This is a genomic window from Stappia stellulata, assembly GCF_020176715.1.
In the GTDB taxonomy this organism is placed as follows: Bacteria; Pseudomonadota; Alphaproteobacteria; order Rhizobiales; family Stappiaceae; genus Stappia.
On the sequence record NZ_JAIVMF010000009.1, the window covers coordinates 147,947 to 167,824 of the forward strand.

A 19,878-nucleotide genomic window follows, 5' to 3' on the forward strand; every position below is an offset into this window, starting at 1 on the left:
CTTTGTCATTCCGGTTGTCGATACTGCACCATCGGGGCAAAGGTCAAAGCGGCATGTGTGGAACAGCCATATTTCCTCGCGCTTTCGTTGCGGAAGCGGGGGACATCCCCCGCCTCTCAGCTTCCAAAGACATAATCCTGCGGATCCGCGTCGCGCGTCAGGAGCCAGAACTGGTCGTTGCGCCAGGGGGAAATCGCCACCACCCGGCCAAGCCGGTTGCGATACCAGTTTTCCGTCCCCTGATGGGTCCAGACCATGCGGTCATGCGCCTCGTCGATCCGGCGATTGTAGTCCTCGTAGACCTCGGGGCGCACCTCGACGGTGGACATGCCCTTCTCGGCCATGCGGGTGATGACGCTGAGGATGTAGGAGGTCTGCAGCTCGATCGCCTTGATCATGCTGCCGCCGTGCCCCAGCCCGACATTCGGCCCGAGAATGGTGAAGAAGTTCGGGAAACCGGGAACGGTCGACCCGATGTAGGCGCGCGGATTGTCGGTTTCCCAGACATCGGCCAGACGCTGGCCGTTGCACCCGACGATGTCGTAGGACGACTGCATTTCCGCCGCCTTGAAGCCCGTCGCATAGATCAGCACGTCGGCCTCGTAGCTCTCGCCGTTCGCCGCCGTCAACCGACGCCCGTCGATCCGTGACAGACGGTCGGGGACGAGCTCCACATTCGGCCTGGTGATGGTCCTGTACCAGCCGTTGTCGAGCAGGATGCGCTTTCCGTAAGGCGGAAAATCCGGCAACACATGCGGGAGCAGGTCCTGGCGGTCGCCGAGCTCGGACTTGACGTATTTCGTGAAGATCCGGCGATGCCGGTCGTTTGTCGCGTTGAGGGCCTTGTCCGGCTCGGGCCAGTTCGGATCCTTCTGCAGGGATTCGTGAATGCGATCGTTGAAGGTCCAGAACTGCCGGATCCGGTACCACTGCTGGTACAGCGGAACGCCCATCAGCAGGTGCCGCACGGGATCGGGCACCTTCTTCTGAAACTGCGGAAATGGCGCCGCCCATTGCTTGGAGCGGGCGAAGATGGTCAGCGAGGCGACCTTGTCGGCGATGGCGGGAGCGACCTGCATCCCCGAGGCGCCATTGCCGACCAGGGCGACATGCTTGCCCGTCACGTCCAGATCCTCCGGCCATTGCGCCGTATGGGTTCTGATACCGGGGAATGTGTCCGCACCGGGAATGTCGGGAACCTGCGGCGTGTTGAGGACGCCGACCGCGCTCATCAGGATGTCGCAGCGTTCGGTGGTCAGCGTGCCCTTGGCGTCGCGCAGCCGCAGCACCCATTTCCGGCTGTCGCCGTCCCAGCGCGCCTCCTCGACCCGGGTCGAGAAGCGGGTTTTTTCCCGCAGGCCGACGCGGTCGGCGACGCTGCGGAAATAGCTCAGCAGCTCGCCCTGCAGCGCGAAATACCGCGACCAGTCGTTCGGGGCGAAGGAAAAGGAATAGATGTGGTTGGGCGTATCGACGCCTGCGCCGGGGTAGCGGTTTTCCCACCAGGTGCCGCCGAACTCCTCGTTTTTCTCGATGATCTCGAAATCGACGCCCAGCCGTTTTAGGTTGGCGCCGACGCAGATGCCGGAGACGCCCGCGCCGACGACGAGAACCCGCAGGCCCGACGGCCAGGGAGTTTCCGGCGTCTTGCTATGTGCCGCCAGCCCCAGATCGGAGGCGATGACCTCGCCGTAGCTTTCGGGAACCGGCTCGTTCATCGAGACCGAGAGCATGCGCGCCAATGTCGCGTTCGACGGGTGCGGAATCGCAAGCCGCGCGCCGTCGATCCAGTCGAAGATCGCCTTTTCCGCAGCGTCGCGGATTTCCTGCTGAATATCCTCGGGAAGGCCGCCGTCGTCATTGTCGTCGAGACCGCGGGCCCGGCCGGGCGTGTAGGGCGGCTGCAGCCAGCGCTCTTCGCCCGTCATCTGGTACAGCACGCACAGCAAGGTTGGGATGTTGCCCTGCCGGATGCCATCGCGCAGCAGCGCGGCATCCAACCGGGGCATCTGGGTCAGATCCGGACCTGTCATTGAACTCTCCTTGCCTTCCCGATTGACGGGGCAGCCCACATTGGGTATGCGATGAAGTCAATTGGCTCAAGCAAACGACTTAACGATAACAAACACGCATTGCAACAGCCTGATCGCGCTTTTCGGCAAATCAGGCCGCAGCGCCAGACAGGTCGGCCGGAGCCAAACGGGAGGAGGACACGCGATGGCGAAAGACGCCGCGCCCTGGACGCGCACGCTTGAAACACAGGACGGGCCCGTTTCGGTGTCGGGCCGGGTCGCGCCAGGATTCGAAGCCGTCGCCGAGGCGTTTTGCGCGAATTTCACGATCCGGGCGGAAGCCGGGGCCGCGGTTCATGCGCAGCATCGCGGCCGCGAGGTCGTCAGCCTGTCCGGCGGACGCATTGCCTCGCCCGCGGATGCGGCTCCCCGCTTCTGGAGCGACGACACCATTTGCGTGATCTTTTCCGCCACCAAGCCGGCGACGGCACTGTGCATGCACTTGCTTAGCCAACGCGGGCAGGTCGATCTGGATGCGCCGGTTGGCGCGGTCTGGCCGGCGTTCGCGGCGCAGGGCAAGGAGCAGATCACGCTGCGCATGGTGCTCGACCACAGCGCCGGCATCCCGGTTCTCTGCGAGCCGCTGAAGACGGACTGCCTGTGCGATCACGCCTACATGGCCGAGCGGCTGGCGGCCGCGACGCCGGTCTTCGCGCCGGGACGCACGACAGCCTACCACCCGGTGACGGGTGGCTTCATCCTTGCCGAGGTGATGCGACGCGTCGACGGACGCAGCCTCGGGCGGTTCTTCGCGGAAGAGATCGCGGAGCCGCTCGGGCTCGATTTCTGGATCGGCCTGCCCGACGCGCTCGAGGCGCGGGTCGCGCACATCCGCCACTTCGTTCCGCAAAAAGGCGGCGGCTCGACGCCCTTCGGCGAGGCGTTGCGCGATCCCGGATCGCCCCAGAGCCGGTTCTTCTTCAATCACGGCGACTGGATGGCGAAAGGGGTCAACACACGCGCCGGCCGCAGGGCCGAGATCGGCGCAGCCTCGGGCGTCACCAATGCCCGCAACCTTGCCGCACTCTTCGAGGCGATGCGGCCGGACGGCCTTCTGGGCCTCGACGTCGAAACGGTCGCAAGCTTCGCGCAGGCCACATCCGCCACGCACCGGGACGGGATGCTCCTGCAGCCGACGCGGTTCGGACCGGGCTTCATGCTGCGGATGGACAACCGCGGCGGACCGGGACGCGCGCCGCGCGGCGACAGTTTCCTCATCCCCCCGCAGGCCTTCGGACATGTCGGCGCGGGCGGGTCCTTCGGATTTCGCGATCCCGTGGCGGATCTCTCCATGGCCTACACCATGACGCAGATGGGACCCGGCTTCCTGCTGAATCCGCGCGGACAGACGCTCATCGATGCCGCCTATCGCTGCATTTCGGCCGCGGCACCCCAGCCGTGACGCGACCCGACACAGGAGGACGACACATGCGCAAGGAGCCAGGTCCGGGGGCGCGGACGCCCGAGGCAACGCCCGGTTTCTGGGAGCGGGCGGAGCGGCTTCTCGCCCGGGGGATCAAGGCGGTCTCCATCGCCGCGGGCCTGTCGATCGTCGCGATGATGCTTCAGGTCACGGCCGATGTCGCCCTCAGGTATCTGACCGGAACGGGGCTGCCCGGGACGCTGACCATCGTCAGCTACTACTACATGGTGATCGTGGCCTTCGTGCCGCTGGCCTTCGCCGAGCTGCAGCGCGCGCATATCCAGATGGAGCTGGTCACCGACCTGCTGCCGCGGCGCCTGTCCCGGCAGATCGGCGGATGGGGCCTCCTGTTCACCGGCCTCGTCACCGGCGCCCTCACCGTGCGCGGTTTCGAGGAAGCGCTGAACCAGATGCGGATCGGCGCGTCGCAGGTCCAGGGCACCACGTCGATCGACACATGGCCGGCCCATTTCGCGCTTCCGCTGGGAGCCGGCCTGATGACGCTGCTGGTGGCGCTGCGCTTCCTGCAGTTCCTGGCAGGCTGTCTGCCCCGCTCCGCGGCGGCGCGCGATGCGAGAGGCGTTTGAGATGACCGACATTCAAATCGGCCTCGGCGGACTTGCGCTCCTCTTCGTGCTGATCGCCATGCGCCTGCCGATCGGGCTTGTGATGATCGGCGTGTCCTTCGGCGGACTCTATCTGCTGGCGGGCTGGAACGTGGCATGGAGCAGCCTCGGCCTGCTGCCCTTCAACTTCGCGGCAAGCTGGGTGCTGAGCGCGGTTCCGATGTTCCTGCTGCTCGGGTTTCTGTGTCATCACGCCAAGCTGACCGAGGGCCTGTTTCGGGCGGCGCGGGTCTGGCTGCAGGGCCTGCCCGGCGGCCTCGCCATCGCTTCCGTGCTCGGCTCCGCCGGCTTCGCGGCGGTCTCCGGATCCTCCATCGCCTGCTCGGCGACGATGGGGCGCATCGCCGTGCCCGAAATGACCAAGGCCGGCTACGATCCGGAACTCGCCACGGGAACCGTCGCGGTCGCCGGCACGATCGGCGCGCTGATCCCGCCTTCCGTGATCATGCTGATCTTCGCCGTGATCGCTCAGGTTCCCGTCACCAGCCTGTTCATCGCGGGCATCACCGCCGGCCTGCTGACCGCGCTTGGCTATATCGTGGTGATCTGGATCCGCGTCGCGCTCAATCCGGCGCTCGCCCCGCGCGGCGGCGACCCCCTGCCGCTGCGCCAGCGGATCATCATGACACGCGACAGCTGGCCGATCGTCCTGATCATGCTCGGCGTGTTCACCGGGCTGTTCGGCGGCGCCTTCACCGCAACCGAAGCCGGCGCCGTTGGCGCGTTTCTGGCTGCGGCGGTGGCCCTTGCCAAGGGAACCCTGTCGCCGCGGGTCTTCCTGCGGGCGATCTCGGACACGGTGCTCACCACCTCGACGATGATCATCATCGGCGTCGGCGCCACCGTGCTGACCCGCTTCCTGGTATTTTCCGGCGCCGGCGACTACCTCAGCGACCTGGTCATCTCGACGACCTCCGACCCGCTGGTCATCATGCTGGGGCTGGTCGTTCTGTACCTCTTTCTCGGCCTGTTCCTGGAACCGGTCGGCGCCATGCTGCTCACGCTTCCCCTGGTGCTGCCGATCATCGGGGAAGCCAATTTCGACCTGATCTGGTTCGGCATCATCCTGACCAAGCTTCTCGAAATCGGGATGGTCACGCCGCCGGTCGGAATGAACGTTTTCGTCATCAAGAGCGTCGTCGGCAACCTCGTCACGACCAGCCAGATCTTCCGGGGCATCGGCTGGTTCCTGCTCATGGACCTGGTCGTTCTCGGTCTCCTGATCGCCTTTCCCGATCTCGTCCTGTTTCCCCTGACGCTGTTCGACGGCTGACGGCGCGGGCCTGCCCTTCCCTTCCAGACACGAAAAGGAAAACAGACCATGACGATGTTGCAAGAGAGGCCGCCGCTGGACGGGCAGATGATGCAAGGCGCATTGTCTATCCCGGCGATCATGGACTACGCGGCGGACGTCCACGGCGACACGCGGATCCTTTCCGCGACCGTCGAAGGCGGCCTGCACGACTACAGCCTGCTTGATGCATCGAAGCGCATCGCCCGCCTTGCCCATGCCTTGCGGGCGATGGGCATTGGCCCTGGCGACCGCGTCGCGACCCTCGCCTGGAACGGCTACCGCCACTTCGAGCTTTATTATGCCATCGCCGGCATCGGCGCGGTCTGCCACACGATCAACCCGCGCCTGTTCCCGGAGCAGATCGCCTGGATCGTCAACCATGCCGAGGACCGGGCGCTGTTCTTCGACCTGACGTTCGCGCCTCTGGTCGACGGGCTGGCTGAGCACCTCCCGCGCCGGATGCAGCGGGTCTTCCTGTCCGATGAGGCGCACCGGCCGGAGACCTGCGCAGAGGACGTGCTGGCCTATGAAAGCCTGATCGAAGGACATCCCGACAGCATCGACTGGCCGGACTTGCCGGAAACGGCGGCCGCCGGCCTGTGCTACACGTCAGGAACAACTGGCGACCCGAAAGGCGCGCTCTACTCGCATCGCTCCACGGTGCTGCACGCGATGTCCGCCATTTTGGGGATTCCGCAGGCGTTCGGCAGCGGAAAGCGCATCTTGCCCGTCGTGCCGCTGTTTCACGTCAACGCCTGGGGCCTGCCCTATGCCTGCCCGCTGTCGGGCACCGACCTGGTGTTTCCCGGCCCGCATCTCGACGGAAAAAGCCTCTTCGACCTGATGGAGACGACCAGCACGACCGGGGCATGGGGCGTTCCCACCGTCTGGGCCGGCCTGATCGAGGAAATCAGGCAGCGCGGTCGCAAGCCGAAGGCTCTGGAGATGCTGCTGATCGGCGGCTCCGCCGTGCCGCCGGCGATGATTTCCACGCTGGAAGACTTCGACATCCGCACGATCCATGGCTGGGGCATGACAGAAATGAGCCCGATCGGCACCTGCACCCGTCCGATTGCAGGCGCAAGCCGGGAGGACCGCATCGCCAATGCCATTCCCCAGGGCAAGCGGCTGTTCGGCCTGGAGATGAAAATCGTCGGCGAAGACGGCACGCCGCAGCCGCATGACGGGACGGCCCAAGGCGAATTGCTGGTGCGAGGGCCGGCCGTGGTCAACGGATATTTCAATGCGCCGGACGCCTCGAAGGCTGCTTTCGACGCCGAGGGCTGGTTCCGCACCGGCGACGTCGCGCGCATCGACAGCGCCGGCCGCCTGCAGATCGTCGACCGGACCAAGGACCTGATCAAATCCGGCGGCGAATGGATTTCCTCGCTCGATCTGGAAAATCTGGCAACGGCCCACCCGTCTGTCGCCCAGGCGGCGGCGATTGCCGTGCCGCATCCCAAATGGGACGAACGCCCGGTTCTGGCCGTCGTGCCCGCCGACAAGGAAAAGGGCATCGACGAGGCCGACCTCCTGGCGCAGATGGCACGGCATCTGGCCAAATGGCAAATGCCCGATGCCGTCATCACCATGGACAGCCTGCCCATGACGGCCACCGGCAAGATCTCGAAGAAAGACCTGCGCAGCCGGATCAACGTGGATTTCGGCGACATGAACTGAAATCGACATCCCGATGCTCCGCCCACGCTCTGGAAAACGCGCCCCGAACGGGGCGCGTGAGAGTGATGACAAATTCTGAAGAATCGTCAACCCGGCCGAATGCAATGAGAGCCGGGATCGGGGAGGCACTACCTGTCGGCTTCTTTTGGCTTGAAATTATAGGCCTTTAGCTCTCCGATACCGGGTCGCGCTGACGCTTGCCCGGTATGACGCTTGGAGCAACTCCACCTTTGTCAGCAGCCTGACGCGCCCCGAACGGGACGCGTTTTTTCAGTCCTGCGGCGCGACACCTGCACGCAGCTCGAACTTCTTGACCTTGCCGGAGGGATTGCGCGGCAGCGCGTCGACGACGACAACCCGCCTGGGCTTCTTGTAGGACGCAAGATGCGCCTTGCAAAAGCCGATGACCTGCGCGGGATCGAGCTCCTCGCCCGGCCTGGGCACGACGAAGGCCATCGGCGTTTCGCCCCACCGTTCGTCGGGAAGGCCGACAACCGCGCTTTCGGCGATCGCCGGGTGCGTGTTCAAGAGCTGCTCGATCTCGGCGGGATAAATATTTTCGCCGCCGGAAATGATCATCTCCTTCAGCCGGCCCTTGATATAGACGAAGCCGTCCTCGTCGACCGTCGCGAGATCTCCGGTGTGGAGCCAGCCGTCGCGAATGGTCTGCCGCGTGGCCGCCTCGTCCTTGTAGTAGCCCAGCATGACGGTGTCGTCGCTCTGGATGATTTCGCCGACTTCGCCCGGCGCGATGTCGCGGCCATCCGGGTGCACGATGCGCAGCCGGTTGGTCATCATCGGCTTGCCGACAGACCCCAGCCGCGCCTCGGCATCCTCGGCGCGCAGCACGGTCGACGTGGAGGAACATTCCGACAGGCCATACCCCTGCATCAGGGCAACGCCGAACATTTTCCGAAACAGCCGCATCGACCGTTCCGTCTCCGCCGCGCCACCCGACAGGCAAAGCCGCAGGGCAGGCGCCGTGGCGCCCCGCTCCTCCAGCGCGCCGATCAGCGCCTGCCACATCGCCGGCGCTGCAAACATGCAGGTCACCCCGTCCTCGACGAGATGGCGGGCGACCTCGGCCGGATCGAAATGCTTCTGCAGGATGACGGTTCCGCCGATCAGCAACAGCGGCAAGGTGCAGATCAGCGATCCGCCGGCATGGAAGATCGGCGCGCAGGTCAGGGTGATGTCGTCCCGCGTCAACGGAAAGTCCGCGATCTGGTTTTGCGCCGTCGCCAGAAGGTTGCGCTCCGAGAGCATCGCAGCCTTGGGGCGCCCGGTCGTGCCCGAGGTGTGGATCATCAGCAAACAGGCGTCCGGCGCCCGCCGTTCGATCCCCTGCCGGGGGTGCGGCGCGGCCCCGGGCGCCAATCCCTGCGGGCCGCTTTCCACCCAGTGGCGAACGGCATCCGCGCGCCCCTTCACGGCCTCGATCGTGTCGCGGAAATCAGCGGAGTAAACAACGACCTCGGCTTCCGAGTTGGCGAGCTGATAGACGATCTCGTCGGCAACCAGGCGGAAATTGACCGGCACCAGGACCGCGCCCAGACGGGAGCAGGCGAACAACAGCTCGAAGAACGCAATGTCGTTGAAGCTCAGATGCGCGACCTTGCCGCCCTCGGCGATCCCCATTGCGCTCAGGCGGTCGGCGGTGGCCGCGATCCGGGCGTTCAGCTCGCCATAGGTGACGGTCAGCGGGCCGCAGCGAATGGCGGTCTTGTCAGCGAAACGGTCGCCCTGGCGCGCCAGAATGGATGCGATCATGTGGCGGTGTCCTCCCTCAATGCCTGCGATTGCGTGTGGTCGTCCTCGCCCGGAACCGGCGCGGCGCGGCGCACCGCAGTCGGCGTGAGCGACAATGCGATCGGATTGGCCAGATGGCGTTCGGTCCCGTAGACGTCGTGGCGTGTCTCGGCGACCATGCCGCGCGCGCCGGCATGGTCGCTCCCGAGCATGGCGGCCAGCGACTGCACGGCGGTCACGCACACGCTCTTGGGACCGAGCGTTTCTTCCCAATAATCGGCGGTCCGGGTGGCCAGCACGGCGGCGACATCGGCTTTGACACGCTCGGTGGTGGCGGCGTCCAGGAGATCCGCGTCGCCGTGATCGGGCAGGCCGATTTCCGCGCAGAACCGTTTCCACAGCCAGGGTTCGAAACTGGCGACGGCGACATAGCGACCGTCACTGGCGCGATACAGCGCGTAATGGGGATAGCAGCCCGAATAGAGCAGTTTGCCGCGACGCAAGTCCGCGCCGCCGTTCAACAGATGAAAGGCGAGCGGATTGGCAAGGCCCAGCGCAGTATCGAGAAAGGAGATATCGACGAACTGGCCCGTGCCGACCCGGTCGCGCGCCAGGAGGGCCAACAGGATCCCGCTGACCGCATGCAGGGCGGCACCTCCGAAGTCCGACAGGAAAAACAACGGGATGACCGGCGGGGCGTCTTCGCCGGTGCCGATCAGGTCCAGAAGTCCCGCCTTGGCGATGAAGTTCAGGTCGTGGCCGCCCTGGTCCCCCATGGGGCTGCTCTGCCCGTAGCCAGACAGCGCGCAATAGACGAGGCGGTCGTTGACCTTGCGAAGGGTTTCATAGCCAATCCCGAGCCGCTGCGCGGTGCCGGGACGGAAATCCTCGATCACGACATCGGCTTCAGCGGCCAGCGCCAGGAAGATGTCGCGGTCTCCCGGATCGCGCAGGTTGAGCACCAGGCTGTGCTTGTTGCGGTTCAACGCGCGCGCGATCAGATGCATCTGGGCGTCAAAGCTCCAGATATCCGCGTCGGAACCGGGATCAGGACCGGCCGGGGCGGCGGAGATCGATGTCACCTCGGCCCCGAAATCGGCCAGATACATCGAGGCCATGGCGGACGGACCAAGCCGTCCAAGGTCGAGGACACGCAGTCCTTCCAGGGCTGTCGTCATCGGTTCGGTTTCCAGCTGAGAGGGCGAGATTAGTCGGCCAGCGCCGCGGCCGTCGCGGGATGGGGATCCGGATAGGCGGCCAGAACGATCTGAAGCCCGTGCGCCCTGGCCGGATGAAACGCGACCTCCCGCAAGGCCCCGAACGTCACGTCGTTCACCGGCTCAAGGCCTTTTTCGCGAAAGTGGCGGACGGCCGCGTCCATGTCGGAGACCTTGAAGACGACGCAGAAGACGCCCTCGCCGCGGCTGCTGGTGAATTTATCGACGACCGACCCGGGATGCCCGGCCACGAGTTCCAGGCCCTCGCGCGAGTAGCGGGCCTCCATCCCCAGCTTGTCGTCGCTCAGCGGCGCATCGAAGCGGATGCCCAGCAACCCCTCGAAAAACGCCGCCGTTTCGTCGAGATCGCGCACGCCGAGCGCGATCCTGTCCAGCCGTTCAATCTTCATCGTCCGCTCCGCCGCCTTGTCCGCTTCGCCGTCATCAACGGGGGTCACCGGCGTGACGCAGGCGCCCCCCCCGGACATCGATTACTGCCCGTAGGTCGCCAGATCGACGTCGGACAGGATCTCGTCCAAATAGAGCTGCGCCAGGTCGTCCGCGGTCGAAACGCCGTCCAGATGGCCGCGCCATTCGGACACCCGCGCGCGCATCGCCGCGACGGTTTCCTCGCCGTTGGCGACACCGAAGGTTTCCCTGTAGTAGGCAACCAGCGTGTCGATATCGGTGTCGACAAACGTCCGCGTCGCCTCCACCAGACTGGGAGCGGCGTCATGGAACCGGGCCTTGATCTCGCCCTTGCGGGATTTTTCCCTCAGCTCCTGCAGGCCGTTTTCATATTTCATCGAGATCTCGGCCGCGGCCCTTGCGGCCCCGCGCAGCAGGGCCTCGCGCTTTTTCAGGCTCAGGCCGGCCCAGGTGGCCCGGTTGACCTGTGCAAGCGACGCGACATAGATGCCGCCCGGAACGCCGGTGGTGATGTCGGTCACCAGATCGCCCATGCCGAAATTATAGACATCGGGAACCGACAGGATGACGCAATCGATCACGCCCTGGCTCAGGGCCTCCAGCATCTCGTTGCCGGACACGGTGACCGGCGCGGCCTCCATGGCCTCGGACCAGCGCGCCCAATAGGACCCGGAAATGCGCATGCGGGCGTTCTTGAGGTCCGACAGCTCGACATGCGGCTCCGTGCAGTTCAGCGAATAGGGCGTGGAGGCCGTTCCCACCGTGAAGACGTTGTTGCGGGCGGCGAACTCGCGATTGCAGTCGGGACAGTCGTTGATGATGAAATCCGTCATTGCGGCGCCATAGAGGACGCCCTGCATGTCCTGCGACAGGCCCTCCTCCTGCAGCAGGATCATCGCGGTTTCCATCGCCAGATTGGTATGGGGATACTCCCTGGGAAACAGCGTGGTCATCAGCGCGCCGATATCGGCCAGCCCCGATGCAATGCCGTCGGACGTCTCCATGAGATTGAGCAGGGAGAGCGGGAAGGTGCGCACCTTCAGCTCGCCGCCGGAGTTTTCCCGGACCGCCTCGGCAAACACGTTTGCCCCGATGTCGAAATAGGATCCCGGCGGATGCCCATAGGCAAAGCGCAGGGTTTCCGCGTTCGCCATCGCCGTGCCGGCGAGCCATACGGCCCCCGCCATCGCCGCGAGCCTGTTGATCTTCTTCATGGTCCCCTCCCTCATTGCCGTCAACCGCGCCTCGCGGCGACAAAGTCATCTGCTTTATACAATTGACTTAGACAAATTTGCAATGGGCAACGGCACGATCCGCGCCGGTTGCGGGCGCGTCGGGGAGAGATCCGGTGCATTGAATGAAAGACACTCTGCTGCTGCACGCGGCGCAGGGCTGTCACGCGGCAGCGCGGCGCTCACACGAAAGGCGAGGACACGGCCCAGAGGCCGAAGCCGATCAGCATGATCCCGGACAGGCGGGAGATCCACTGCGCAAAGGCGGGCGGAAGGCGATGGCGGGCAAGCGCCACGCCGCCGCTCAGCAGGCACCACCAGAGCATCGACCCGAAGAACACGCCGGCCACGACCAGCGCGGCATCGGCCGCCGTCGCGGTCGATGCAAGTCCCAATCCGGCAAAGAGTGCCGCAAAGGACAACACCGTCATCGGGTTCGTGATCGTCAGGAGGAAGGTGGCCGCGGTGGTCCCGACCAGGTCTCGGGAGGAGACACGTGCCGCGGTCCCGGGCACTTTCGGCGCGAAACTGTGCCAGCCGAGCCAGAGCATGAAGGCCCCGCCCAGGAGACGAAGCGGCGTGTCGATCGCCCCCAGCACGGAGGCGAAAGCGGCGAACCCGGCGGCCGCGAGGGTGGCATAGACGCCGTCTGCCAGGGCCGTTCCCAGCCCCCCGGCCGCGCCCGCGGCAAAGCCCCTTTCCAGCGTGCGGTTGATGCAAAGCGCGCCGATCGGCCCGAGCGGCGCGGCAATCGCCAGCCCGAGAAACAGGCTTTTGAAGAACAGCATCCCATCCATCATGCACCGTCTTTTCTGACAAGGGCGCCGGGCACAGGCGACGACAGAGCGATGACCGTCTCGCTGCGGCCGACGAAGCGGCGGGCCTTGAGGTCGGCCAGAAACGGCTCGATCCGTGTCGTGTCGCCCACGCGCAGCTTGATCAGGTAGGACCAGGCACCGGTGACGTGGTGACACTCGAGAATGAGGGGATGCGCGGCCGCATAGGCGCGAAACGCCTCTTCATCCGCATCGTCGCGAAGCGCGATCCAGACGAAGACCAGGGTCTGCATGCCGGTCTGGACAGGATCCAGATCGACGGTGAAGCGGCGAATGACCCCGGAGGCCGTCAGACGCCGCACACGCTCGTTCACACTGGAGGGCGAGAGCCCGACAGACGCGCCGATATCGGCCAGCGACCGCTTGGCGTCGGCGGAAAGGAGATCGATTATTTTCGCGTCAATCGCATCCATACCCGCAAATTATGCGGATTATTTGAAAATGAAAACGATATTTTTCGGCCATTTCGCCGAACGCAGCATTTTCAGCGGAATTCCGGCGATGCCTGTCCCGCGACTGGATCGCGGGCGCTCAGCCGGCCACGGCGGCATCAACCGCAAGGCCGAGACGCTCGACGATGAGGTCGATTGTCTCGGCATCCACGGTGTAGGGAGGCGCCAGGAGCACGTGATCGCCGGACACGCCGTCGATGGTGCCGGCGCCCGGATAGACCATCAGCCCGAGCGCCATGGCTTCCCGCTTGATCCGCGCGCCGATGCGCTGCTCCGGCGAAAAGGGCGTCTTGTCGTCGCGATGCTCGACCAGCTCGATGGCCTGGAGAAGCCCGCGTCCGCGGACATCGCCGACATGGGGGTGGTTGCCGAAGCGGGCCGCGAGCCGGTCGCAGAGCTGCGCGCCGCGCGCGACGACATTGTCGAGCAAACGGTCGTCGCGGATGACCTGCTGCACCGCCAGCGCGGCGGCACAGGCGAGCGGATGGGCAGAATAGGTGTGGCCGTGCACGAAGCCGCCGCTGCCCTCGACGATGGTGCGATAGACCTCCGCCTTGCACATGACGGCGGCGATCGGCTGATAGCCGCCGCCCAGCCCCTTGGCGAGCGTGACAATGTCGGGGGCCACGCCCTCCTGCTCGCAGGCGAGAAAGCTGCCGGTCCGGCCCGCGCCGCACATCACCTCGTCGAGGATGAGAAGAACGCCATAGCGGTCGCAGATCTCGCGGATGCGGCGAAAATAACCGGCCTCGGCCGGAACGGCACCGGCCGTGGCGCCGACCACGGTCTCGGCCAGGAAGGCAACGACGCTCTCCGGCCCGAGCTCAAGGATCTTCTCCTCAAGAGCGTTGGCGGCGCGCGCCGCATAGTCTTGCGCGCTTTCGCCGTCGCGCGCGTAGCGATAGGCGAAGCACGGCTCGATCTTGGGTTCATCGAGCAGGAACGGGCCATAGGGCTTGCGGCGGGGCGGATTTCCCCCGACCGAGAGCGCGCCCAGCGTGTTGCCATGATAGCTCTGGTGCCGGGAGATCACCAGTTTCCGCGACGGCTCGCCGCGCTCCAGGTGATACTGGCGCGCCATCTTGATCGCCGCCTCGACGGCCTCGGAGCCGCTTCCGACGAAATAGACCTTGTCGAGCGGAACCGGGGTCGCCTCGCACAGGTGGTCGGCCAGCGCCTCGGCCGCGGGCGAGGTGAAGAAGCTCGTATGCGCGTAGCTGATGTCGGCCATCTGGCGCTGGACGGCCTCCCGAACCCTGCCGTCGCCATGACCGATGCAGGAGACGGCCGCGCCGCCGCAGGCGTCGATATAGCGCTTGCCGCTGTCGTCGGTGACATAGGCGCCGCTTCCAGAGACAGCAACAGGAAGGGGATTGCTCGGCGAGCGATGAAACACGTGGGTCATTCGGGAGGTCTCTGTTAGCGGGTGCGCCGGTGCGCGTGATAGGAGCCTGACGCGTAGAGCTGCTCTTCGATGCGGCCGATCCGCTCCATCGCGGTTTCCTGCAGCTCCGTCAGCATGGCGGCGGCAAGCCCCTCGACCACGCCGACCGCGGAAATGACGGAGGGAAAGAACGACGGGCTTTCGGCGGAAAAGAGCAGGCTTGTATCGGCATGCGGTTGCAGCGGCGTGGCCCGGCTGTCGCTGAGACTGATGAGCTTTGACCCGGAGGCGCTGACCGCGTCGGCGATCAGGTCGATCTCGCGCGCATAGGGCTGGAAGTTGATCGACAGCACCGCGTCGCGCTCCGTCAGCATCGCCAGATCGGCGATCAGCGACGACCCCTCGGTTCCGAGCAGTTCCACATTCGGGCGCAGCATCTTGCACAGATAGGTGAAGGTGAGCCCCGGCCCCCGGCAGCTCATGAAGGCAGCGACATAGATGCGCTCGGCATGCGCGAGGGTCCTTGCCGCGGCTGCAATGTCCTGCGGCGCATTGCTCTGAACCGCATAGGCAAGGCTTGCCTCCTGCGCGCGGAACGTCTCGCCAAGGAGCCCCGCCCCCTTGTCCTGCTGCACGGCGGCGACCGCCTTGTCCGCGTAGCGCGCCGGACCGGAGCGGAAACTGTCGGCGTAAAGCGCCCGCAGCTCCGACCAGTCCGAATAGCCCAGCGTGCGGGCGAGCCGCACGAGGGTCGCCGGCGCCACCCCGGCGCGGTTGGCGATCTCGCGCATCGACAGAAGCACCACGTCGTCCGGGTGATCGACCAGATAGCGCGCGCCGTCCGCCAGCCGGCGCGGCAGGCTGTCGATCCTGCCGATCATCAGCTGGGTCAGGGCTTCAGGGGTCGGGGCCTTCGCCATGGTCTCACCCGCTTATCAGGCCGGGCAACCACAGAACGGTCGCCGGGAAGGCTATGAGTATGGCGACCGTCACCACATCGGCAAGCAGGAACCAGCCAACGCCGCGGAACACGTCGCTGATCGACACCTTGTCGGCGACGACGTTCTTGATGACGAAGACGTTGAGGCCGACCGGGGGCGTGATCAGGCCGATCTCCAGATATTTGGTGATCATGACGCCGGCGTAGATGAGGCTGATGTCGGCGGTCTCGAAGATCGGCAGCAGCACCGGCAGCGTCAGAAGCATCACCCCGATCGGGTCGAGGAACATGCCGAGCACGAGATAGATCAGCGAGACGGCGATGATGATCAGCAGCGGCGACATGTCCTCGCCGATCAGGCCCTGCACGTAGTCGGGAAAGCCGGCAAAGGCGAAGAGCCGCGTCAGCAACGCCGCCGCGACCGCGATCAGGAAGATGGCGGAGGTGGAGCGGATCGTCTCGAAGCCGGCATCGCGCAGCGCCTCCCAGGACAGGGTCCGCTTGGCGAAGCCGATCGCCATGGACGCCAGCGCGCCGATGGCACCGGCCTCCGTCGCGGAGAACAGGCCGGCGAAGATGCCGCCGAAGACCGTCACCACCAAAAGAAACAGCGGCCAGGTATCGGCAAGCGACAAGAAGCGCTCGCGCCAGTCGACCTCGGCCTCGCGCGGGGCAAGCGCCGGGTTGTACTTCACCCGTGCCAGGATCATCAGCGCATACATCAGGGCCGTGAGCAGGCCGGGAATGATCGCGCCGATGAAGAGCTGGCTGACCGGGACCTCGGCAAAGACGGCATAGAGCAGAAGGATGGTGCTTGGCGGGATCAGCGAGCCCATGGTGCCGGCGGCGGCGATGGTGCCGACAGCGAGTTTCGGATCATAGCCGCGGTCGAGCATGGCCGGCACGGCGATCTTGCCCATGGCGGCGGCACAGGCGACGGAGGATCCGGTCACCGAGGAAAACAGCGCGGCACCGCCGACCGAGGAGATCGCCAGGCCGCCCGGCAGGAAGTTGAGCCAGGCGCGCGCGACGCGGAACAACCCGTCGGTCAGCCCGGCGGCGAAGCAGATATAGCCCATGAACAGGAACATGGGGATGGCGCTCAGGCTCCAGTGCGCGGCAAAGGCATGCGGCACCGAGCGCAGGACACCCCAGGTCGCGCGTTCGCCCACCAGCAGATACATGCCGACAATGGCGACGAGACCGAGCGCCGCGGCGACGGGAACCCGCAACGCCAGAAGGACCATGAGCGCAGCCAGCGCCCAATAGACGAGTGTAATGCTATCCACGGTAAGGCCCCTGATCGTCGCGGGTGGGTGCTTGGGTCGATGCGGCGCGGGCGAGCGCGCCCAGGGCCCGCACGAAACACAGAAGCGCTGTCAGCCCACCGGCCACCGGCAGGAAGAACCGGGGCGGCCAGGTGATGACCGGGATCATGCCGACGATGAATTCGCCCTGGCGGAAGGCGCGCATGGCCTGCTCGAAGCCGGCATAGGCGATCAGCGCCATGAAAACGCCGAAGCAGACATAGGCGACCGCATCCATGACGGCCTGCGCCCGTGCCCCGCGGCTCTGGTAGAAAAGGTCGACGGCGATGTTTTCGTTGCGCCATTCGACGTTCAGCAGCGGCAGGAAGATGAGCGCCGGCATCCACCAGTCGGACACGATCTCGAGCGTCGAGGGCATCGGCGCACCGAACAGGTAGCGCCCGCCCACATCAAGACAGATCTGGAGCATCATGACGACGAGGCAGAGGCTGGCGGCCAGAGCGAGGAGACGCCCCAGCCTGCCCAGAAAGATATCGATGTGTTGCATGGAGGTTCCGGCGGCTCAGGGGAGGAAGGCGGCGCCCGACAGGCGCCGCCGCGACCGGTCTAGAGGCCGTATTCGGTTTCCGACAGCTTGTCGAAGATCTCCGACTTCATCCGTTCGGCCAGCGCATCCCCGCTCAGGCCGGAGGCGGTGATCTCTTCCCACTTGGCAAGCGAGGCCTGATAGCTGTCGATCAGCGCCTGCGCATCCGTGACGCCATAGACCTCTTTGGCCTTGTCGACGATGGCGGAGACGTCGTCGCTGTTGAACGCGGCGATCTCCGCTTCCAGCGTCTCCGGCCGGTCCATGACCGTCATGCCGTGACCGGCGGCTTCGGCCTTGGCCTCCTCGTTCTGCGCGACATAGGCCTCGGTGGTGGCGACGATGGCCTCGGCCATCTTGTCGAGCATGACGCGGCGGTTCTCCGCGCTCAGCTCAGCCCAGCTATCCTTGTTGAAGGCAAGCAGCGGACCGGAATTGTAGACGCCGAAGCTGCCAAGCGTGATCGAACTGGCGACATCCCACAGCGAGTGCGTCTTGAGGGCTGCGGCCGGCTGCATGGCGATGTCGATCACGCCCTTGTCGAGCGCCTCGTACATTTCCGAGCTGGAGGTGTGCACCACGGTGCCGCCGGCCTCGGTGATCCAGCGATCCCAGGCGCCGCCGGGCGAGCGGATCCGCTTGCCCGCGACATTCGCCGTTTCGGAAATGCCGTCCTTGCTGATCAACGCATAGGGCGCGGTTGCGTAGCTGCCCGTGTAAACGACGTTCTGCTTGGAGAACTCCGCAATGCAGGGCGCGCAATTGAGAAGCGTGAACTCGGTGACGGCCGCCGCAACCGCCAGCGAATTGCCGCTCAGCATCGCCAGTTCCGCAACGAGCTGGCTGGTGGGCAGCTGGGCGGGATTGTAGGTGAGCGCCAGAACCGAGGCGTCGACAACGCCATCGCCAAGACCGGTCAGCGTCTCCTTGCCGCCGAGCAGCGCGCCACCCGAAACCAGATTGAACGTCACTTCGCCGTTCGAGGCTTTGGTCACCGCCGGGAAGTAGGTTTCATAGCCGGCAAAAATCGTGGGATGCGACGGGGCGACCCAGGAGCTGACGGTGAGCTCGAGCGCCGAGGCGCTGACGGAGGTCGCGGCGAGGCCGATGAGAGCGGCGCTGACGATTTTTTTCATGAATCCCTCTGGTTTTTCAGGTTGAAGCGCTCCCGAGGCACGTTTCGGAAGGGCAGTCTTGAGACGTCAGCCATGGCTGGGCCCAGCGTTTCGCAGGACCGGATGACGTCGAACCGGCCGCCGAAGGCAGCGCGGAAATGGTTCTTCGCCTTGGCGAGCAACACCGGCACCTCGTCGATGTCGATGCCGTGCAGGCGGAAATAGCCGGCGTCATTGGGCGACTGGCAGCCCGTCGTGACGATCACCCGCAGTCGCGCGACGCGCAGCAGCGCCGTGCGGCCGAGATCGACAGGCATGCCGCGCTCCATTGCGTCTTCATTGCGGAACCGGCCATCGGTCAGGCGCAGCACTTCGGCGTGGACACGAAGCGGCGCTCCGAACCGCGCATCGAGCCGCCCGCCAAGGAAGAGATCGAGCGTGGCGCCGACCCCCGCCTCATGGGCCCGCGCCACCGTCTCCGGATCGCAGAAGAACGCGAAGACACTGCCGTCCGGCAGGCCGGCCGTCAGGGCGGCGGCGAACAGGCCCGGCGTGTCGCCGATGCCGCCGGACAGCGGATTGTCGGACGGCTCGAGGATCGCGACCCGGCTGCCATCGGCCCAGGGCCGGCCGGCAAGCACCGCATCAGCCGTCGCCAGATCCGGCTGGAACCGCGTCTGGTTCAAATGCATGTAGTCGGCGACATGGTCGGCAAGCGCGGCACCACGCGCCGCGTCTTCGCATGTGACCAGAACGCCGGCGTTTGCCTGGGGCACATCGGCATAGGCAAAGCTCGCAAAGGGATAGGCCGCAAGAATCGACGCCTCGCCCGCGTCCCGCGACGCGGCGGCGACCGCCTCGGTCTCGATGTCGCGCATCGGGCCCGGGCAATCGGTACGCATGTTGAAGCTCGGCAGGATCTTGTCGATCACCCGCAGCAGCACACGGGTTTTGCGTTTGCCCTCGATGATTGCCGCCAGCATGTCGAGCGCGGCGATGGCCGCCTCCACCATATCGACATGCGGGTAGGTGCGATAGACGGTCGCTGCATCGAGCCTGTCGGCCAATGCCTCTGCGATGCAGGCGTGCATGTCGAAGGACGCCGCGATCGGAAGGTCGGGAAAGCGCGCGCGCAGCGCGGTCACAAGCGTGGTCTCGGGATCCGGATCGATCGTTCCGATACAGGCGCCATGAAGCGACAGATAGAGACCGTCAACGCCTTCAAGCGCGGGGTCCTCGGCTATCTCGCGGGTGATGCGGTCGAGCACCGTCTGGTCGACCGGACCGGCGGGCGCGGCGGAGGCACATCGGGAAAAGACCAGCTCGACATCGCCGCGCCGCTCGGCCCAGGCCAGCGCGCCGCCCGCTTCCGTCGCGGTGCCGCGATAGAGATCGACGGCCGCACCGCCACGACACCATTCCCGGACCTGGAACTGCTCCAGCGTCGTTTCGCAGACAGAGAAGGAATTTGCCTCGTGCCAAAGCCGGGCGACGCCTATGCGCATATCGGTCCAAACCATCGTTTTGGATCAAGTGTTTCATCACTGTAAAAATAATCTATTTGTTTTGTCAAGC

The 19,878-nt window shown here is 65.7% G+C and carries 17 protein-coding genes; 4 read left to right on the forward strand and 13 right to left on the reverse strand.

What is annotated here, in order from left to right; genetic code table 11:
• Positions 1–116 precede the first annotated feature (116 nt).
• A complete protein-coding gene (locus LC092_RS12745; protein ID WP_224806917.1) occupies positions 117–2,033 on the reverse strand; it encodes a flavin-containing monooxygenase in 1,917 nt (638 codons plus the stop codon).
• Positions 2,034–2,217: 184 nt separating this feature from the next.
• On the opposite strand from LC092_RS12745, the gene LC092_RS12750 reads away from it, so the two are divergent.
• The 4 genes from LC092_RS12750 to LC092_RS12765 are packed head-to-tail and all read left to right on the forward strand — an operon-like array spanning position 2,218 to position 7,095.
• Positions 2,218–3,474: a serine hydrolase domain-containing protein gene (locus tag LC092_RS12750; protein WP_224806918.1), complete on the forward strand. Its 1,257-nt coding sequence runs from the start codon at positions 2,218–2,220 to the stop codon at positions 3,472–3,474.
• Positions 3,475–3,500: 26 nt separating this feature from the next.
• Positions 3,501–4,082 (forward strand): TRAP transporter small permease, encoded by a 582-nt coding sequence (locus tag LC092_RS12755; RefSeq protein ID WP_224806919.1) that lies wholly within the window; start codon positions 3,501–3,503, stop codon positions 4,080–4,082.
• 1 nt (position 4,083) lies between these two features.
• Positions 4,084–5,394: a TRAP transporter large permease gene (locus LC092_RS12760; RefSeq protein WP_224806920.1), complete on the forward strand. Its 1,311-nt coding sequence runs from the start codon at positions 4,084–4,086 to the stop codon at positions 5,392–5,394.
• A gap of 48 nt (positions 5,395–5,442) precedes the next feature.
• Positions 5,443–7,095, forward strand: coding sequence for a long-chain fatty acid--CoA ligase (locus LC092_RS12765; protein WP_224806921.1), 1,653 nt, complete (start codon positions 5,443–5,445; stop codon positions 7,093–7,095).
• A 270-nt stretch (positions 7,096–7,365) separates the two neighbouring features.
• Here the strand turns inward: LC092_RS12765 and LC092_RS12770 are convergent, their stop codons facing one another.
• The 12 genes from LC092_RS12770 to LC092_RS12825 form a co-directional block, all read right to left on the reverse strand.
• Positions 7,366–8,865, reverse strand: a complete 1,500-nt coding sequence (locus LC092_RS12770; RefSeq protein WP_224806922.1) for a class I adenylate-forming enzyme family protein — start codon at positions 8,863–8,865, stop codon at positions 7,366–7,368.
• Positions 8,862–10,022 carry a CaiB/BaiF CoA transferase family protein gene (locus tag LC092_RS12775; RefSeq protein WP_224806923.1) on the reverse strand — a complete coding sequence of 387 codons (1,161 nt, stop codon included), beginning with the start codon at positions 10,020–10,022 and terminating at the stop codon, positions 8,862–8,864. The genes LC092_RS12770 and LC092_RS12775 overlap by 4 nt, the downstream gene beginning before the upstream one ends.
• Positions 10,023–10,051: 29 nt before the next feature.
• Positions 10,052–10,471 (reverse strand): VOC family protein, encoded by a 420-nt coding sequence (locus LC092_RS12780; protein ID WP_224806924.1) that lies wholly within the window; start codon positions 10,469–10,471, stop codon positions 10,052–10,054.
• An 81-nt stretch (positions 10,472–10,552) separates the two neighbouring features.
• Positions 10,553–11,704 (reverse strand): TRAP transporter substrate-binding protein DctP, encoded by a 1,152-nt coding sequence (dctP, locus tag LC092_RS12785; protein ID WP_224806925.1) that lies wholly within the window; start codon positions 11,702–11,704, stop codon positions 10,553–10,555.
• Between the two features lie 200 nt (positions 11,705–11,904).
• Positions 11,905–12,519 (reverse strand): LysE family translocator, encoded by a 615-nt coding sequence (locus LC092_RS12790; RefSeq protein WP_224806947.1) that lies wholly within the window; start codon positions 12,517–12,519, stop codon positions 11,905–11,907.
• Positions 12,519–12,971: an Lrp/AsnC family transcriptional regulator gene (locus LC092_RS12795; RefSeq protein ID WP_224806926.1), complete on the reverse strand. Its 453-nt coding sequence runs from the start codon at positions 12,969–12,971 to the stop codon at positions 12,519–12,521. The genes LC092_RS12790 and LC092_RS12795 overlap by 1 nt, the downstream gene beginning before the upstream one ends.
• A gap of 118 nt (positions 12,972–13,089) precedes the next feature.
• Positions 13,090–14,415: an aspartate aminotransferase family protein gene (locus LC092_RS12800; protein WP_224806927.1), complete on the reverse strand. Its 1,326-nt coding sequence runs from the start codon at positions 14,413–14,415 to the stop codon at positions 13,090–13,092.
• 14 nt (positions 14,416–14,429) lie between these two features.
• Positions 14,430–15,314, reverse strand: a complete 885-nt coding sequence (locus tag LC092_RS12805) for a MurR/RpiR family transcriptional regulator (RefSeq protein ID WP_224806928.1) — start codon at positions 15,312–15,314, stop codon at positions 14,430–14,432.
• A gap of 4 nt (positions 15,315–15,318) precedes the next feature.
• Positions 15,319–16,623 (reverse strand): TRAP transporter large permease, encoded by a 1,305-nt coding sequence (locus tag LC092_RS12810; protein ID WP_224806929.1) that lies wholly within the window; start codon positions 16,621–16,623, stop codon positions 15,319–15,321.
• On the reverse strand, positions 16,616–17,149 hold the full coding sequence (locus tag LC092_RS12815) for a TRAP transporter small permease subunit (protein ID WP_224806930.1): 534 nt from the start codon (positions 17,147–17,149) through the stop codon (positions 16,616–16,618). The genes LC092_RS12810 and LC092_RS12815 overlap by 8 nt, the downstream gene beginning before the upstream one ends.
• 59 nt (positions 17,150–17,208) lie before the next feature.
• Positions 17,209–18,324, reverse strand: coding sequence for a C4-dicarboxylate TRAP transporter substrate-binding protein (locus tag LC092_RS12820; protein ID WP_224806931.1), 1,116 nt, complete (start codon positions 18,322–18,324; stop codon positions 17,209–17,211).
• Entirely contained in the window at positions 18,321–19,823 is a 1,503-nt protein-coding gene (locus tag LC092_RS12825; RefSeq protein ID WP_224806932.1) for a M81 family metallopeptidase, read from the reverse strand. The genes LC092_RS12820 and LC092_RS12825 overlap by 4 nt, the downstream gene beginning before the upstream one ends.
• Positions 19,824–19,878 lie beyond the last annotated feature (55 nt).